Consider the following 16790-nt stretch of genomic DNA (forward strand, 5'->3'; position numbering starts at 1 on the left):
GGCGTTCGCCGCCCGGCCCGTCATCCCCGGGCCCGACCCGGGGATGACGGACCGTGGGGGCCGAAGCGCCCGGGGGCGCCCTCCCCCTAGGTGTCCACCCGGGCCACCCGCGCGCCGCCGCGCGAGGCGGTGACGACGCCGAGGCTCTTGAGCTTTCTGTGCAGCGCCGAGCGCTCCATGCCCACGAAGCTGGCCGTCCGCGAGATGTTACCGCCGAAGCGGTTGATCTGCGTCATCAGGTACTGGCGCTCGAACAGCTCGCGCGCCTCGCGCAGAGGCAGCGAGGCGAGCGAGCCCGACAAGGTCACGTCGCCGGTGTCGCCGCCGCCCTCGGAGGGGTTCGGCAGCTCCGACGGCTCGATCGGCCCCGTGCCCTCGCCCAGGATCAGCACCCGCTCGATCATGTTGCGCAGCTGGCGCACGTTGCCGGGCCAGCGCATGGTCTGCAGCAGCGCGCGGGTCTCGTCGCCCAGGGGGCGGAGCGGCAAGCCTTGGGCCTTGTTGAGCGCGTTGATGAAGTGGTCCGCGAGCACCGGAATGTCCTCGCGCCGGTCCTCGAGCGCGGGCACCTCGACGGGCACGACGTTGAGGCGGTGGAAGAGCTCCTCGCGGAAGCGGCCGGCGCGGATCTCGCCCTCCAGGTCGCGGTTCGTGGAGGAGAGCACGCGCAGGTCCACGCGCACCTTCTCGGAGCCGCCCACGCGCTGGAACGCCTGCTCCACCAACACCCGCAGGATCTTTCCTTGGGTGGCCATGGGCATGTCGGCCACCTCGTCGAAGTAGAGCACCCCCTCGTGGGCCTGCTCCAGGAGGCCCTGCTCGATGCCGCGCTCGGGGCTCTCGCGGCCGAACAGCACGGCCTCCATGCGCTCGGGCTCGATCGAGGCGCTGCTGACGGTGACGAAGGGCGCGCCGGCGCGGCTGGAGTTCGCGTGGATCCAGCGGGCGGCCACCTCCTTGCCCGACCCGGCGGGCCCCGACAGCATGACGCGGGCGTTGGAGTTGGTGACCTTCTTGAGGTTCGACACGAGCGTGCGGAAGCCGGGCGACTGGCCGATCATCTCGGCCGAGGCGGCGTCCTTGCGGCGCAGCTCGGAGTTCTCGCGGCGCAGGCGCGCGGTCTCGGTGGCGCGGCCGACCACCACCATGAGCTGGTCGATGTTGAACGGCTTCTCGATGTAGTCGTAGGCGCCCTGCTTGATGGCGGCGACCGCGATCTCGATGTTGCCGTGGCCCGAGATGATGATGACGGGCACGTCCGGATACTCGCGGCGCGCGACCTTCAGGATGTCGATGCCGTCCATCTCGCTGTCCTTCAGCCAGATGTCGAGGATCATGACGGCCGGCTCCTCGTCGCGCAGCGCGTCCATGCACTCGGTCGCCGTGCCGGCGGTGCGCGTGCGGTAGCCCTCGTCCTCGAGGATGTCCGAGATCAGCGAGCGGATGTCGCTCTCGTCGTCGGTGATCAGGATGTCGCCCATTTTCATGCTCCCTCTGGGGTCGCGGGCAGCCGCATCACGGCTTCCGCGCCCCGGTGTCCCGTCGCGTCCGGGGCGGCATCCTCGAGCGAGAGGGTGCCGCCGTGCTCCTCGGCGATCTTCTTGACGATGGCGAGGCCCAGTCCGGTGCCCTTCGCCCTGGTGGTCACGTATGGCTCGAAGAGCCGCGTCCGGTCCTCCGGCAGCCCGCAGCCGGTGTCGGCGATGCGGACCGTGGCGGTGCCGTTCTCCTCGGCGAGCGAGACGGTGACGCGGCGGGGGTGCTCGCCCTCGCCCCGCGCCTCGATGGCCTCGCCGGCGTTCTTGATGAGGTTGGTGAACGCCTGGCCGATCATGGTGGCGTCGAACTCCGCCCAGACGGGCGCCTCGGGAAGCTCCAGCTCGACCTCGACCGGATCGAGCGCAGCACGCTGGAGCGTCACGGTCTCGCGCAGGAGCGCGCCGAGGTCGTGGCGGCGGCGCTCGGGCTCGGGCATGCGGGCGAAGCGCGAGAACTCGTCGACGATGCGGCGCAGGTCGTTGGTCTGGCGCACGATCACGTCGGTGAGCTCGGCGAGCTTGGTGGCCGATTCCTCCCCCAGCTCGCGGCCGAAGCGGCGTTTCACGCGCTCGGCCGAGAGCTGGATGGGGGTGAGCGGGTTCTTGATCTCGTGGGCGATGCGGCGGGCCACGTCGCCCCAGGCGGCCATGCGCTGCGCGGAGACCAGCTCCGAGACGTCGTCGAAGGCGACCACGTAGCCCTCGGGGGCGCCGTCGGAGCCGTGGCGGGTGGCGATGCGCACGAGCAGGGTCTCGAGGGCGCCGCGGCGCAGGAGGCGGATCTCCTCCTGCAGGGTCTGGGCGCCCTGCCCGCGCAGGCGCTCCAGGAGCGCGCCGTACTCGGGCACCACCTCCGCCAGGGGGCGGCCGTAGGGCGGCGCGTCGATATTGAGCAGCTCCAGCGCGGAGCGGTTCATGAAGTCCACGCGGCCCGCCTCGTCGAGGCCGATCACGCCGGCGGTGACCGAGGAGAGCACGCTGTCGAACAGGCGGCGGCGGCGCTCGGTCTGCTGGTTGGTCTCCACCAGGGCATCGCGCTGGCCCTTCAGCTGGCGGGTCATCTGGTTGAAGATGCGGCCCAGCATGGCGATCTCGTCGTCGCCCTGCTCCTCGCGCACGCGCACGTCGAGGTCGCCCTGCCCGACCCGCTGCGCGGCGCCCGTGAGTCGGCCCACGGGGCGCGAGAGGCGCTCGGCCACCCACAAGCCGGTCCAAGTGGCGGCCAGGATCAGGATCATCGCGAAGCCGAGGTAGAGGAGGCCGAACTCGAACAGGAGGCGCCCGCGGTCCTGCTCGAGCTGATGGTAGAGCTGGGCCGTGGCGGTGGTCTCGTCGAGCAGCTCGAGGATGCCGCCGTCCACGTCGCGGGTGATGTAGAGGTAGCGGTCGATGTAGCTGTCGAGGCGCACGAGGGCGCGGAACTCGTCGATCGCCTGGTCCTCGATAAGCACCACGCCGCCCTCGCGGGCGCGGTCGAGCTGGGCTTCGTCGACGGGCTCGAAGTCGAACAGGTAGCTCGATTCGCCGCGGGCGCGGATCTCGCCGGCGCCGTCGATCACGAACGCCTCCTCCAGCCCGCGCTGCACCTGCTCCTGCCCCTGGGCCAGCACCTGCCGCAGGTCGCCGTCGGTCATGAAGAACGAGGCCTGCTTGGCGATGTCGAGATAGCCCGCGAGCGCGCGGGCGTCCTCGGCGAGGTCGTCGCGGTGCTCCTGCGCGTAGGCCTCGGCGGCGGCGACCGAATTGCCGAGCGCGGAGCGCACCCGGTCCGAGAACCAGCCCTCGAGGCCGATGTTGATGGTGATGGTGGCGAACACGGCCGTCAGCACCGTGGGGATGATCGCGATGCCGGTGAAGATGGAGGTGAGGCGCAGGTAGAGCTGTGAGCCGGCGGAGCGGGCCCGGCGCGCGGCGATGATGCGGGTCACGCGGCGGATCACCAGCCCGGCGATGGCGACGATGTAGACGAGGTCGGCGAGCAGGATTCCGCGCAGGAGGGCCTGGCTCGCCCCCGGGCCGCGCACCGACAGGGCGAGGAAGGTGACGATCACGAGCACCGGGCCGACGGCCACGAGGGTGAGCGTCAGTCCGGTCTGTAGACCCCGCCGGCCGCTCCACAGGAAGCCGCGCGGCAGCGCTTCGGGCGTGTCCGGAGCCTGCAAATGTTGCCTCGTCCCAATGCCACCGGCAGGTGCCGGCCTATCCGCCGAACGTCGGTCCCGCCGGGGTTGTGCCCGATCTGCAACGTCCTGTGGCCGATCTACATCAGTTTGCGGCGCCGTGTCACGGAGATTTCGAGGTCGGTGATCTTCTTGCGCAGGGTATTGCGGTTGATTCCAAGAAGATCGGCCGCGCGGGCCTGATTTCCCGCGGTGGCGTCGAGGGCGATCTCGATCAGCGGCACCTCGATCTCGCGCAGGACGCGGCCGTAGAGGCCCGCCGGCGGCAGGCCGCCGGGGTGCAGCGCGAAGTGGCGCTGGAGGTGGCGCGCGACGGATTCGCCCAGATCGCCCGCCGCCTCGGCCTGCGGGCCCGGCGGCGCGGCGGGACCGACCGCGAGGTCGAGCTCGGCGGGCGCGATCTCCTCGGCCGGCGAGGTGGCGACGAGGCGGCGCACGGCGTTCTCGAGCTGGCGCACGTTGCCGGGCCAGGGATGGCGGCGCACCCGGTCCATGGCCGCGGGCGAGAAGCGCCGAAGGCTGCCGCCCTCGCGCTCGGCGCGGGCCAGGAAGTGGTTCGCGAGGAGGGGGATGTCCTCGACCCGGTCGCGCAGCGCGGGGATCTCCAGCACGGCGCCGGCGAGGCGGTACCAGAGGTCGGAGCGCAGCCCGCCCGGGCGATCGAGGGTGGGCACGGGATCGTGGAGCGCGGTGGCGACGATGCGGGGGCCGCCCTCGCCCGAGGCGGCGTCGAGCAGGCGCGCGAGGCGGCCCTGCGCCTCGGCGTCGAGGTCGGCCACCTCGTCCACCACGATGGTGCCCCCCCGCGCCCGGTCGAGGAGGTCGGCGGCGGTTCCGGGCGCGGCGAAGTCGAGCGCGGAGACCACCGTGAACGGCTGCGCGCGCCGGTCTGAGAAGTCGTGCACGGCGCGGGCCACGAGACTCTTGCCGGTGCCGGACTCGCCGGTGACGACCAGAGGGAGGTCGGTGTTCATGACGCGGGCCACCAGCCGGTAGAGCGCCTGCATCCGCGGCGTGCGCCCCACGAGGGGCAGGTCGTCCGCGGGCGCCGCCGCGGGGGCGGCGGGGGCCGCTTCGGCGGCGGGCTGCGCGGCGGGCGCGGCGGCGGCGGGGCGCCGCTTCTCGCCTAGGGCGCGGGCGGCGCGGCGCATCAGGTCGGGCAGGTCGAAGGGCTTGGGCAGGTAGTCGTAGGCCTCGGCCTCGGCGGCGCGGATCGCGGTGGTGATGGTGTTCTGCGCCGAGATCACGATCACCGGCATGCCGGGTCGCCGCTGCGCGATCTGCGGCAGCGTCTCCAGCCCGTTGCCGTCGGGCATGACCACGTCCGAGATCACGAGGTCGCCCTTGCCCTCGTCGACCCAGCGCATGAGCGTGCCGAGCGACGCGGTGGCGTGGACCTTGCAGCCGGCGCGGGTCAGCGCCTGGGTCAGCACGGTGCGGATGGTGCGGTCGTCGTCGGCGACGAGGATGGTTCCGTCCATGGGGGCCTCTAGGGGTTCGGGGTGCGCGGCGGCATGGGCAGCGACAGGCGGAAGGCGGTGCGTCCGGGGCGGCTCTCGAGGGCGACGAGGCCGTCGTGTTCGGCCATGATCTTGGCCACGAGGGCGAGCCCGAGGCCGGTGCCGTTCTCGCGGCCCGACACGAAGGGCTCGAACATCGTGGCGCGGATGTCCTCGGGGATGCCGGGGCCGTCGTCGGCGATCTCGACCTGCAGGGGCACGGGCACGCAGCGGTCGGGGCGGCGGACGCGGTAGCCCGGGTCGTAGTAGGTGCGCAGCGTGATGCGCCCGCCCTGCGCGCCGGCCTCGGCGGCGTTCTTGAGGAGGTTCAGCGCGACCTGCAGGAGGCGGTCGGGGTCGGCCCAGGCGAAGGGCAGCGAAGGGTCGTAGCGCTCCTCGATCTCCATGTGGGCGGCGAAGCCCACGGCGGCGGAGCGGCGGGCGCGGTCGAGCACGTCGTGGAGGTTCACGGGCCGCAGGTCGGGGGGCGAGAGGTCGCCGAAGCGCTCCACCTCCTCGAGCAGCGAGACGATGCGGCGGCTCTCGGCGACGATGAGGTCCGTGAGCTCGCGGTCCTCGCCCTCCAGCCCCATGCCGAGGAGCTGGGCGGCCCCGGTGATGCCGGCGAGCGGGTTCTTGATCTCGTGGGCCAGCATCTCGGCCATGCCCACCGCGGAGCGCGCGGCGCCCCGGGTGTCGCGGGTGCCGGAGAGCCGGCCCGAGACGTCGCCAGGGGCCATGAGGACCACGAAGCCGTCGTCGTTCGGGGCCACGTGGAGGTCGCAGCGCTGCGGGGTCACGCCGGGGGGCGCCATGCGGGCGTCGTGCAGCGTGAGCGGCGCCTCGGTGCGGCGGACCCTTTCGAGGGCCGTGCCGAGGCCGCCCTCCACGCCGAGCGCGGCGTCCGCCTCGCGCCCCGCGAGGGCGCGCTGGGCGCGGTTCAGGAAGGTCTCGGCGGCGGCGTTGGCGGTCTCGATGCGCCCGCCGGCGTCCAGCGACACCGCCGGCAGGGGCAGCGCGTTCCAGACGTCGGCGTGGGGGCTCATGCGGCGCGCGCCTCGGCGGGCGCGAGGGCGTCCCACAGGAGTGCGGCGGCGTCGCGGGGCGCGGCGGTGAGGACGCGGCGGCGCACGGCGGGGGGCGTGGCGGCACGGTCCATGTACCAGCCGAGGTGCTTGCGCGCGACGCGGGCGCCCAAGGCTTCGCCGTAGAAGCGCATGGAAGCGTCGAGGTGCTCGACCGCGAGGGCGGCGAGCGCGGCGCCGGTGGGGGCCGGTGCGGGGCTGCCCGCGATCTCGGCCAGCAGCCAAGGGGCGCCCCCGGCGGCGCGGCCCACCATCACGCCCGCCGCGCCCGAGAGGCGCAGGGCCTCGCGGGCGGAGGCGTGGTCGCGGACGTCGCCGTTGGCGAGCACGGGGATCGAGACGGCGTCCACGATTGGGCGGATCCCGGCCCAGTCGGCCTTCCCGCGGTAGAACTGGCAGCGGGTGCGGCCGTGGATCGCCAGCATCGCCACCCCGGCGGCCTCGGCCCGGCGGGCGAGCGCGGCGGTGTCGCGGCTTTCGTCGTCCCAGCCGAGGCGGGTCTTGAGCGTCACGGGCACGTCGACGGCCCCGACCACGGCCTCGATCAGCCGCAGCGCGTGGTCGTGGTCGCGCAGAAGCGCGGAGCCGGACAGGCCGCCCGTCACCTTCTTGGCCGGGCAGCCCATGTTGATGTCGATGACGCGCGCGCCCTCGCCCGCGACCATGCGCGCCGCCTCGGCCATCCAGTGCGCGTCGCGGCCGGCGATCTGCACCGCGGCGCCCTCGGCGCCGCCGCCCAGCTCGGCGCGGGCGCGGACCGAGGGCTTGGCCTCCACCATCTCGCGGCTCGCCACCATCTCTGACACCACCAGGCCGGCGCCGAAGCGGCGCACGAGGTCGCGGAAGGGCCGGTCGGTGATGCCCGCCATGGGCGCCAGCGTCACCGGCGCGCGCAGTCCCAGCGCCGCCAGGCGGGAGTCGAGCGGAAGGGGCGCGGCGTCGGTCATGGGGGGCACCATAGGTGTGGCCGGAGCGGGACGGGATGGATCGCGAGGCTTGCACGGATGCGAGGCGGCGTTTGCCTAATTTTTGAGCAGTGCGCCAGCCCCCTGCCCGATTGCTGCCCGGCGCCGGTCTGCGTAGACCGGCCCGGCGCGTTCCCGCGAGGTTCCATGATCGACTGTACCGCCCTTCTCGTCGCCGCCGGCCGCGGCACCCGCGCGGGCGGGCCGCCGAAGCAGTGGCGGATGCTCGGGGGGCGGACGGTGCTTGCGCACGCGGTCGCGGCGTTCCGGGGGATGCCGGTGGTGCTGGTCGTCCACCCCGAGGAGCGCGTGCGGGCCGAGGCCGCGTTCCCGGACGCCCGCGTCGTCGAGGGCGGAGCCACGCGCGCCGCGTCCGTCGCGGCGGGGCTGGCGGCGGTCGAAACGCCCTACGTGCTGATCCACGACGGCGCGCGGCCCCTCTTGCCCCGTGCGGTGATCGAGCGGGTGGTGGCGGCGCTGGAAGGTGGCGCCGAGGCCGCGGCGCCGGGGCTTGCGGTCACGGACGCGCTGTGGCGCGGTGCGGGGGCGGTCGAGGCCGCCGTCCCGCGCGAGGGGCTGTGGCGGGCGCAGACGCCGCAGGGGTTCCGCACGGACCGGCTGCGCGCCGCCCATGCCGGGGCGTCGGAGGACGCGGCCGACGACGTGGCGGTGGCGCGCGCCGCCGGGATGGAGGTGCGGATCGTGCCGGGAGACGAGCGGAACATGAAGATCACCGGGCCGGAGGACTTCGCGCGGGCGGAAGGATTGCTGGGGCCGGACGTGCGGGTGGGCAACGGCTTCGACGTCCATCGCTTCGGGCCGGGCGACCACGTCACCTTGTGCGGCGTGCGGGTGCCCCACGGGCGCGGGTTGCAGGGCCATTCCGACGCCGACGTGGGGCTACACGTGCTGTGCGACGCGCTCTACGGGGCAATGGGCGAGGGCGACATCGGGCGGCACTTCCCGCCCTCGGAGGACGCGTGGAAGGACGCCGACAGCGCGCGCTTCCTCCGTCACGCCGCGCGGCTGGCCGAGGCGCGGGGCTTCCGCATCACCGCGCTCGACGTGACGCTGATCTGCGAGCATCCGAAGATCGGCCCGCACGCCGAGGCGATGCGCGCGCGGGTGGCGGAGATCGCCGGAATGGACGTGGCGCGCGTAAGCGTGAAGGCGACCACGACCGAGCGGCTCGGCTTCGCCGGGCGCGGCGAGGGGATCGCGGCGCAGGCCACCGCGACGGTGGTCCGATGACCGCCGCGCGCATGGTCGCCACGGTGTTCGGGTCGGGCCTCCTGCGCCCCGCGCCGGGCACCTGGGGGACGCTGGCCGCCCTGCCCCTCGGCTGGCTCGCCATGCAGGGCGGGCCGGTGCTGTTCACGGTGCTGACGGCGCTGGTGGTGCCGCTCGGCTGGTGGTCGATCCGCGAGACGACGCGGGGCATGGCGGACCACGACCCCGGCATGGTGGTGATCGACGAGCTGCTGGGCATGTGGATCGCGCTGCTGCCTGTTGCTTGGGGCGCGGCGCAAGCGGGCGTGCCGGTGCTGGCGCTCTGGCCCGGCTGGATCGCGGCGTTCGCGCTGTTCCGGCTGTTCGACATCCTGAAGCCCGGCCCCGTGGGCTGGCTGGACCGCCGCAACGACGTGGCGGGGGTGCTGTTCGATGACGCGGTGGCGGGCGCGATGGCGGCCGTGGGCGTGGTGGTGCTGGCGGGCGTGGCGCACGCATGGATCTGAGCGCCGCCGACCTCGTGCTCGCGGCGCGCTCGCGGGGGCTGAAGCTGGCGACCGCCGAGAGCTGTACCGGCGGCATGGTGGCGGCGGCCCTGACCGATCCGCCGGGCGCTTCGGCGGCGTTCGATTGGGGCGTCGTGACCTACTCGAACGAGGCCAAGCGGCTCCTGCTGGGGGTGTCGGGCGACACTCTGGACCGGCACGGCGCCGTATCCGAGGCGGTGGCGCGCGAGATGGCGGCGGGCGCGCGGGCCCGCTCGGGGGCCGACGTGGCGGTTGGCGTGACCGGCATCGCCGGGCCGGACGGCGGGACCGAGGCGAAGCCCGTGGGGCGGGTGTGCTTCGGGCTGGCCACGGCGGACGGGGTTGTGGCGGAGACGGTGGACTTCGGCGCGCTGGGGCGCGACGCGGTGCGCCGGGCGGCGCGCGACCATGCTCTGGGGCTGCTGGCTCAGGCGGTGATGGCGGCGCGGTAGGCGGCGAGGTCGCGGGCGTCGATCGCGGCCTGCACGGTGTCGGCGAGGTCTCCGATCAGAAGGCGGGCCTTGCCCATCAGCCGCGCGCGCAGGGCGTCCCGGTCCATCGGCTCGGCGAGGTCGTGCGCGGTGACGCGGTCGCCCGCGCGGACGCGGGCGGCGGTGTCGGGCAGCGCGGGGTCGGTGACGACGGTGACGTGTTCGCGCAGAGCGACGGCCGCCGCGTCGCGGGCGAGCGCGTCCGAGAAGGTCGCCGGGTCGGCGGTATCATGGCCGAGGGCGGCGAGGGCCAGCGCGTGGCGGTACGAGAACTTCGCGCCGAGGCCGGTGTCGGGGGACCGCTGGTCGCAGACGCGGAGCCAGCGGGGGTGGGTGGTGACCTCGATCGCGTCCACGGGGCCCGCGTGGGCGCGCACGGCTTCCAAGGCGGCGTGGAGGCCGTGGCAGCAGGCGTGGAGCTTGTGGCTTACAAGGTGGAAGCGTGGCGCGTCGGGGACCCGCGCCCCCTCGCCCGCGTGGGTCGCGCCGAAGCCCTGCGGGCCGTCGAGCGCGTCCCTCGCGGAGCCGGCCCCGGCGGCGGCGAGCGCGGCGCAGTCCACGCCTGCCGAGGCGGCCAGCCCGGCGTTGAGCGGCTTGCCGTCGGTGCCGAACTGCGACTTCAGGCCCGACGCGCGGGTGGCGCAGAGGCCGAGCGCGTGGGCGGTGCGCTCCCGGTCCAGCCCCAAGCAACGGGCGGCCGCGAGGGTGGCGCCGAAGGCGCCGGCGGTAGCGGTGCCGTGGAAGCCAGCGTCGTAGTGCGCGCGGCCGAGCCAGACGCCCATCCGCACGGCGCCCTCGGCACCCGCGAGGGCGGCGGCCTCGAACGTTTCCCAGTCGCCCGCCAGCGCGAGGGCGGCGGGCAGAACCACGGTGCTGACGTGGCCCACGTGGTCGAAGTGGGTGTCGTCGTAATCGAGCGCGTGCCCGGCGGTGGCGTTGAAGAGGGCCGCGCGGGCGGGCGTGGCCGCGCCGCCGCCGACGAGGGCCGCCGCGCCCGGATCGGCCAGCGCGCGGGCGGCGCGGGCCGAGGGCTCCGCCACGCCGGCGAGGGCGCATGCGGTCCAGTCCAGGATCGACAGGCGCAGCATCGCGCGCCCCTCGGGGTCGCCGCCCGGCGCATCCAGGAGCGCGCGGAGGATCACGCCGCCTCGGGTCCGTAAAGCTGGCGCGCGCGGCGCTCGAAGGCGGCGACCACACGGCGCATGGCCTCGTCGAACACGGTGCCGATGACGCGCCCGAGGATGCGGTTGCGGAACTCGAAGTCGACCCAGAACGAGACGCGGCATCCGCCTTCCACGTCCTCGAAGCGCCATTCGGACTGGAGGTGGCGGAACGGGCCGTCGATGTAGCGCGTCTCGATGCGGCGCTCGTCGGGGTGGAGCGTCACCTCGCTGCCGAAGCTCTCGCGGAACACCTTGAACGAGATCACGAGGTCGGCGAGCAGCACCTCCCCGTCGCCGCGCGGCTTGCGCGAGCGGATGCGCGCGGCGCCGGTCCAGGGCAGGAACTCGGGGTATCGCTCCACGTCCGCGACGAGGTCGTACATCTGCGCCGCCGTGTAGGGCAGCACGCGGGTCTCGGAGTGTCGTGGCATGTTCTCTCCCGGCGGCCTCTCGGGTCGAACGCGTCTTCGCGCGGTTCGATCCCGCTGTCGAGGCGGAGAGTGCCCGATCAGGTGGCCATTCGGGACCGGCGCAGTTCGCGCAGCTCCTCGGCCGTGGGGCCGGCCGCGCGCTTGTCGGGCACCGCGCCCCCGCGGGAGCCGGCGCCGAGCTGGCGGAAGAAGGCGACCGCCACCGTGGACAGCACGGCAAGGCCCGCGACCGCCTTCACGACGTTAGGAACCGCGCCCGCGACCGCGTTCCGGTAGTCGCGCGGCACCTGCATCTCCACCAGGAGGTCGAGCGCCGGCAGGAGCGCGGCGGTGGCGGCGAGGATCAGCGCCGCCTTGAGCGCGCCGGCCAGCACGGTGTGGGGGTTCGCGATCCCGCGCGGCAGGAGGACCGGGAAGGCCAGGAGGAGGCCCCAGACGAAGTAGACGACGGTCGCGGTCTGCGGGGTGATCCCGTGCAGCACCGCGGCGCACTTCTCGGGGTCGGCCAGCGTGCGGATCGCCCAGGCGAGCGCCACGAGTCCCAGGCCGAGGATGCGGAGCATGACCCAGTCCACCGCGCGATAGGCCTTCATCAAAGGGCCTACGTTCGGCAGCGCCACCGGGGCGGCGCGGCCGGGTTTGGCGATCCTGTCCGACATGGGCGCCTCCACCTGTTCCGTCCCCCCCGTTTTGGGGAGAGGAATGCGGCGGCGGTGCGGCAGGTCAGCGATAAAGGAGGGACGTTCCGTTCCTGAACACGTGGACCTTGCGCGGATCGGCCGTCATGCGCATGCGCCGGCCCCGCATGTCGGGGTGGATGCCGGGCAGCTTGGCGATGATCGGCTCGCCGCCCTCGTGCTCGGACTCGAAGTACATCAGCGTCACCTCGCCCAGCGATTCGCTGTACTCCACCTCGCCCTCGAAGGCGTAGCTTTCGCCGTCGGTGAGCTGGGCGTCCTCGGGGCGCACCCCGACCTTGACCTCGGCGCCCTCGTCCTCCGGGCGCGAGGGCACTGCCGACTCCACGGTGCCGCCGTGGTCGAGGCGAAGCACGGTGCGCTCGCCGGTGCCGACGATCGTGCCGCGGAACAGGTTCATGGCGGGCGAGCCGATGAAGCGGGCCACGAACTCGCTGCGCGGCGTCTCGTAAAGCTCCATCGGCGTGCCGACCTGGGCGATCGAGTACTTGCCGCCGTTGTCCTTGAGGGCATCGAGCACCACGATCCGGGTGGCTAGCGTCATCGCCTCGACCTGGTCGTGGGTGACGTAGATCATGGTGGAGTCGGGCATCGCCTCCTTGAGCTGGGCGATCTCGATCCGGGTAGCGACGCGCAGGGCGGCGTCGAGGTTCGAGAGCGGCTCGTCGAAGAGGTAGACCTTGGGGTCGCGCACGATGGAGCGGCCGATGGCGACGCGCTGGCGCTGGCCGCCCGACAGCTCTTTCGGCAGGCGGTCGAGGTACTCGGTCAGCTGCAGCTTGCGCGCCGCGGCGTTCACCCGCTCGTCGATCTCCTCCTTGGACTTCTTGGCGATCTGGAGCGCGAAGCTCATGTTGTCGCGCACGGTCATGTGCGGGTAGAGCGCGTAGCTCTGGAACACCATGGCGATGCCGCGCTGCGATGGCGGCACGTCGTTGACCACCATTCCGTCGATCTCGAGCGTGCCCGAGCTGATCTGCTCCAGCCCCGCGATCATGCGCAGGAGCGTGGACTTGCCGCAGCCCGAGGGACCGACGAAGACGATCAGCTCGCCGGTCGAGATGTCGAGGTCGATGTCCTTCAGCACCTCGACTTTGCCGCCGTAGACCTTGCCCACGTCGGTGAGCTTCAGGTTGGCCATCGTAGTCCCCCTATGTCGGTCGCGCCGCGTCCCGGAGGCGCAGCATCGTGTAGCTCCACGGTCCGAGGTGAATGCCCCCGGAGCCGTCCTGCGGGTTCTCGCATCCGATCCCGTCGATCAGCGCCCAGCCGGCGCCGGCGGGCGCGGGCACGGTCGTGGTCTCGCCGCCGAGGTTGAAGGCGCAGAAGATGCGCTCGCCCTCCAGCACGCGGGTGAAGGTCAGCACGTCGCCGTGGGCCGCCTCGTCCACCTGATCGCCGCGCTGGAGCACCGCGGAGCCGCGGCGGAGCGCGATCACCGCGCGGTAGTGGTGCAGCAGCGCGTCGGCGCGCATCTCCTGCACGTTCACCGCATTCCCGAGGTGCTCGGAGGCGACCGGAAGCCAGGGCTTGCCGTCGGTGAAGCCGCCCGAGCGGTTGTCGGACTCCCACACCATGGGCGTGCGGCAGCCGTCGCGGCCCGCGAACTCGGGCCAGAACTTGATGCCGTAGGGATCCTGCAGGTCCTCGTAGGCGATGCGCGCCTCCACGAGGCCCAGCTCCTCGCCTTGGTAGAGGCAGACCGAGCCGCGCAGCGCGTGGATCAGCGTGGCGAAGCAGCGCGCGCCGCGCAGGTCGAGGTTCCAGCGGCTGATGTGGCGGGCCACGTCGTGGTTCGAGAAGGCCCAGCAGGCCCAGCCGTCGGGCGCCGCCTCGCGCAGGCGGCGGAACACGTCGACCACGCCCGCCGCGGTCAGGCGATCGTAGGAGAGGAAGTCGAAGGCGTAGCACATCTGCACCCCCTGCCCCTCGCGCGTGTACTGGCCGAGCAGCTCCATGCCGAGCTGCGCGTCGCCCACCTCACCCACGGCGCAGGCGCCGTACTCGTCGAGCAGCGTGCGGAAGCGGCGCAGGAACGCGAGGTTCTCGGGCTGGTTCTTGGAGTAGATGTGCTCCTGGTGGTTGTAGGGGTTCACCGAGGGCGCGATGGTGGCGTTCCGCCGCTCGGGCGGCAGCGCCGGATTGTCGCGCAGGTCCTTGTCAGCGAAGTAGAAGTTGATGGTGTCGAGGCGGAAGCCGTCGACGCCCCGGTCGAGCCAGAACCGCGTCACGTCCAGCAGCGCGTCCTGCACGTCCGGGTGGTGGAGGTTCAGGTCGGGCTGCGAGACCAGGAAGTTGTGCATGTAGTACTGCTGGCGCCGCACGTCCCATTCCCACGCCCCGCCGCCGAAGATCGACAGCCAGTTGTTGGGGGGCGTGCCGTCGGGCTTGGGGTTGCCCCAGACGTACCAGTCGGCGCGGGGGTTCGTGTGGCTGGAGCGCGATTCCTGGAACCAGGAGTGCTCGTCCGAGGAGTGCGACAGCACGAGGTCGATCATCACCCGCACGCCCAGCGAATGGGCGCGGGCCACCAGTGCATCGAAGTCCGCGAGCGAGCCGAACATCGGGTCCACGTCACAGTAGTCCGAGACGTCGTAGCCGAAGTCCTTCATGGGCGAGGTGAAGAACGGGCTGATCCAGATGGCGTCCACGCCGAGCGCGGCGACGTAGGGAAGCCGCTCGGTGATGCCGGCGAGGTCGCCCACGCCGTCGCCGTCCGTGTCCTGGTAGGAGCGCGGGTAGATCTGGTAGATGATCCCGCCGCGCCACCATTCGGGGTTGCCCGCCGTCTCGGGAAGTTGCGCCGGTGCGGGCTCCGCGCCCTCTGCCAATGCCGTCATGCGGTGTGCCTCATTTGACCGAGCCTGCGAGCAGGCCGCGGACGAGGTACCGCTGCATCGTGAAGAAGACCACAAGGGGCACGGCGATGGACGCGAATGCCGCTGCGGCAAGAATGCCCCAGTCCCCGCCGCGCGAGCCGAGCAGGTCGTCCGCGATCTTGCGGGTCATCACCATCGCGCTGTCGCCGTCGGGCAGGAACACCTTGGCGACGAGGAGGTCGTTCCAGGTCCACAGGAACTGGAAGATCGCGAACGAGGCGAGCGCCGGGAAGCTGAGCGGCAGCACGATCTTCGTGAACACCTGGAAGTCGGTGGCGCCGTCGACCTTGGCGCTCTCGATGATGTCGCGCGGCAGGCCGACCATGTAGTTGCGCAGCAGGTAGATGGCCAAGGGCAGGCCGAAGCCGGTGTGTGCCAGCCAGACACCCACGAAGGAGCGGCCGATGCCGATCTCGGTGTGGAGCTTCAGGAGCGGCACGAGCGCGAGCTGGAGCGGCACCACCAGGAGGCCGACCACGAGCGCGATCAGGAGGCCCCGCAGCGGGAACTGCATCCACGCCAGCGCGTAGGCCGCGAAGGCCGCCACGAGGATGGGGATGATGGTCGCCGGTATCGTCACCGTGAGGGTGTTGATGAAGGCCTGCCCCATGCCCCCTGCCCCGAGCACGGTGCGGTAGTTGTCGAGCGAGAACGAGGGCGGCGTCTCGGCCAAGAAGTAGATTCGCTGGCCGCGGCGCCCCGGCTCCTCGGGGGTCACGTAGCGGTAGGTGCCGTCGGCGTTCACGACGAGCGACTCGTCGTCGCCCAAAGCGGCGGTCTCGCCGACGGCGAACTCGCCCGGGTCCACGGCGCGGGTGCCGAAGGCCGAGATGGTGCCCGTGGCGTCGGACTCGTCGAAGAGGTTGCCCTCGACCACGTAGAGACCGGCGTCCGAGGAGGTCGGCTCCGAGCCGGCGCGGGCGCGGTAGCTCTGCTCGGCCGAGAACGGCGCCATCCACCAGCCCGAGGCGCTGATCTGGTCGCGGTCGCGGAACGAGGAGACCAGCAGGCCGACCGTGGGGATCACCCATACCAGCACCATGAAGACCACGGCGATGTTGACGGCCCACCCGAGCGAGGACTTCTGACCTGCGATGTTGTCCATGTCAGCGCATCTCCTTGCGGGTCTGGACCATGTTCCAGATCATCACGGGCGAGACGATCAGCATGATCACGAAGGCCACCGCGGTGGCGCGCCCGTCGTCGCGGAACATGAACTCGAACATGTAGGAGGGCAGGATCTGGGTGCCGAAGTTGCCCCCGGTCATCGTGTAGACGATGTCGAACACCTTGAGGACGAGGATGGTGATCGTGGTCCAGACCACGACGATGGTGCCCATGATCTGCGGCACCTTGATGCGGAAGAACACCTGCAGCGGCGAGGCGCCATCGACGATGGCCGCCTCCACGGTCTCCTCGGGGATGCCGCGCAGCGCGGCCGAGAGGATCACCATGGCGAAGCCGGTCTGGATCCAGATCAGAATGAACATCAGGAAGAAGTTGTTCCAGAACGACACCTGGAGCGGGTCGAGCGGGTCGGACCCGAAGGCCCAGGCGCGGAACGCGTTGATGATGCCGATCTCGGGGTCCACGGCGTAGACGAACTTCCAGATCAGCGAGGCGCCCACGAAGCTGATGGCCATGGGCATGAAGATCAGCGACTTCGCGATGTTGCCCCAGCTCAGGCGGTCGGTGAGCTGCGCCGCGATCAGTCCGAAGAACGTCGAGCCGGCGGGCACGAAGAGCGCCCAGAGGATGTTGTTGAACACCGCCTGCCGGAACTCGCCCTCGCCCAGGAGCCACTGGTAGTTGCCCAGGCCGATGAACGTGTTGCCCGAGCGGTCGTAGAGCGAGCGGATGAACGAGCCCACCACCGGGTAGGCGAGATAGAGCCCCAGCGCGAAGATGGCCGGGAACAGGAACAGCCAGGGGCGGATCTGGTTGGCGCGGTTGATGTTGCGCCCGGCGTTCGGCCCGCGGGGCGGGAAGATGTAGCGGTCGAGCACGAGGTTCGACGCCCAGAAGTAGGCGATGCATCCGCCCACCCCGAGGACGATCGTGATCAGGCCCTGTACGATCGGCGGCATCGCGCGCTCCCCTCCCC

Annotated in this window: 15 protein-coding genes; 3 read left to right on the top strand and 12 right to left on the bottom strand. The window is 72.3% G+C overall.

Annotation, left to right across the window (positions count from 1 at the left end; all coding sequences use genetic code 11):
- Positions 1–86 precede the first annotated feature (86 nt).
- The 5 genes from K3554_RS10885 to dusB all read right to left on the bottom strand — a co-directional run bounded on the left by K3554_RS10885 (position 87) and on the right by dusB (position 7249).
- On the bottom strand, positions 87–1481 hold the full coding sequence (locus tag K3554_RS10885) for a sigma-54 dependent transcriptional regulator (protein ID WP_259940138.1): 1395 nt from the start codon (positions 1479–1481) through the stop codon (positions 87–89).
- A gap of 2 nt (positions 1482–1483) precedes the next feature.
- Positions 1484–3700, bottom strand: coding sequence for an ATP-binding protein (locus K3554_RS10890; protein ID WP_409197311.1), 2217 nt, complete (start codon positions 3698–3700; stop codon positions 1484–1486).
- Between the two features lie 98 nt (positions 3701–3798).
- Complete coding sequence (locus K3554_RS10895; RefSeq protein WP_259940139.1) at positions 3799–5199, bottom strand: sigma-54 dependent transcriptional regulator; 1401 nt, start codon at positions 5197–5199, stop codon at positions 3799–3801.
- Positions 5200–5207: 8 nt separating this feature from the next.
- Positions 5208–6263, bottom strand: coding sequence for a nitrogen regulation protein NR(II) (locus K3554_RS10900; protein ID WP_259940140.1), 1056 nt, complete (start codon positions 6261–6263; stop codon positions 5208–5210).
- The gene (dusB, locus tag K3554_RS10905) at positions 6260–7249 is read right to left on the bottom strand and encodes a tRNA dihydrouridine synthase DusB (protein WP_259940142.1); all 990 of its coding nucleotides are present in this window, start codon (positions 7247–7249) and stop codon (positions 6260–6262) included. The genes K3554_RS10900 and dusB overlap by 4 nt, the downstream gene beginning before the upstream one ends.
- 168 nt (positions 7250–7417) lie before the next feature.
- On the opposite strand from dusB, the gene K3554_RS10910 reads away from it, so the two are divergent.
- From K3554_RS10910 to K3554_RS10920, 3 genes are read left to right on the top strand one after another with little or no spacing between them, the layout of a single operon-like run.
- On the top strand, positions 7418–8518 hold the full coding sequence (locus tag K3554_RS10910) for a bifunctional 2-C-methyl-D-erythritol 4-phosphate cytidylyltransferase/2-C-methyl-D-erythritol 2,4-cyclodiphosphate synthase (protein WP_409197351.1): 1101 nt from the start codon (positions 7418–7420) through the stop codon (positions 8516–8518).
- Positions 8515–9003 carry a phosphatidylglycerophosphatase A gene (locus K3554_RS10915; protein ID WP_259940146.1) on the top strand — a complete coding sequence of 163 codons (489 nt, stop codon included), beginning with the start codon at positions 8515–8517 and terminating at the stop codon, positions 9001–9003. The genes K3554_RS10910 and K3554_RS10915 overlap by 4 nt, the downstream gene beginning before the upstream one ends.
- Entirely contained in the window at positions 9000–9476 is a 477-nt protein-coding gene (locus tag K3554_RS10920; protein ID WP_409197352.1) for a CinA family protein, read from the top strand. The genes K3554_RS10915 and K3554_RS10920 overlap by 4 nt, the downstream gene beginning before the upstream one ends.
- Here K3554_RS10920 and K3554_RS10925 read toward each other — a convergent pair.
- The 7 genes from K3554_RS10925 to K3554_RS10955 all read right to left on the bottom strand — a co-directional run bounded on the left by K3554_RS10925 (position 9452) and on the right by K3554_RS10955 (position 16773).
- Positions 9452–10657, bottom strand: a complete 1206-nt coding sequence (locus tag K3554_RS10925; protein WP_259940150.1) for an MmgE/PrpD family protein — start codon at positions 10655–10657, stop codon at positions 9452–9454. The two genes, K3554_RS10920 and K3554_RS10925, sit on opposite strands and share 25 nt — an antisense overlap.
- Positions 10654–11109, bottom strand: a complete 456-nt coding sequence (locus tag K3554_RS10930; RefSeq protein ID WP_259940152.1) for a type II toxin-antitoxin system RatA family toxin — start codon at positions 11107–11109, stop codon at positions 10654–10656. The genes K3554_RS10925 and K3554_RS10930 overlap by 4 nt, the downstream gene beginning before the upstream one ends.
- Before the next feature lie 77 nt (positions 11110–11186).
- A complete protein-coding gene (locus tag K3554_RS10935; protein ID WP_259940154.1) occupies positions 11187–11768 on the bottom strand; it encodes a hypothetical protein in 582 nt (193 codons plus the stop codon).
- Between the two features lie 64 nt (positions 11769–11832).
- A complete protein-coding gene (locus tag K3554_RS10940) occupies positions 11833–12948 on the bottom strand; it encodes an ABC transporter ATP-binding protein (RefSeq protein WP_259940155.1) in 1116 nt (371 codons plus the stop codon).
- 10 nt (positions 12949–12958) lie between these two features.
- Entirely contained in the window at positions 12959–14647 is a 1689-nt protein-coding gene (locus K3554_RS10945) for an alpha-glucosidase (RefSeq protein ID WP_259940156.1), read from the bottom strand.
- A gap of 10 nt (positions 14648–14657) precedes the next feature.
- Positions 14658–15791: a carbohydrate ABC transporter permease gene (locus tag K3554_RS10950; protein ID WP_259940157.1), complete on the bottom strand. Its 1134-nt coding sequence runs from the start codon at positions 15789–15791 to the stop codon at positions 14658–14660.
- Between the two features lies 1 nt (position 15792).
- Complete coding sequence (locus K3554_RS10955) at positions 15793–16773, bottom strand: carbohydrate ABC transporter permease (RefSeq protein WP_259940159.1); 981 nt, start codon at positions 16771–16773, stop codon at positions 15793–15795.
- Between the last annotated feature and the right edge of the window lie 17 nt (positions 16774–16790).

The organism is Jannaschia sp. W003, from assembly GCF_025144335.1.
Classification (GTDB): domain Bacteria; phylum Pseudomonadota; class Alphaproteobacteria; order Rhodobacterales; family Rhodobacteraceae; genus Jannaschia.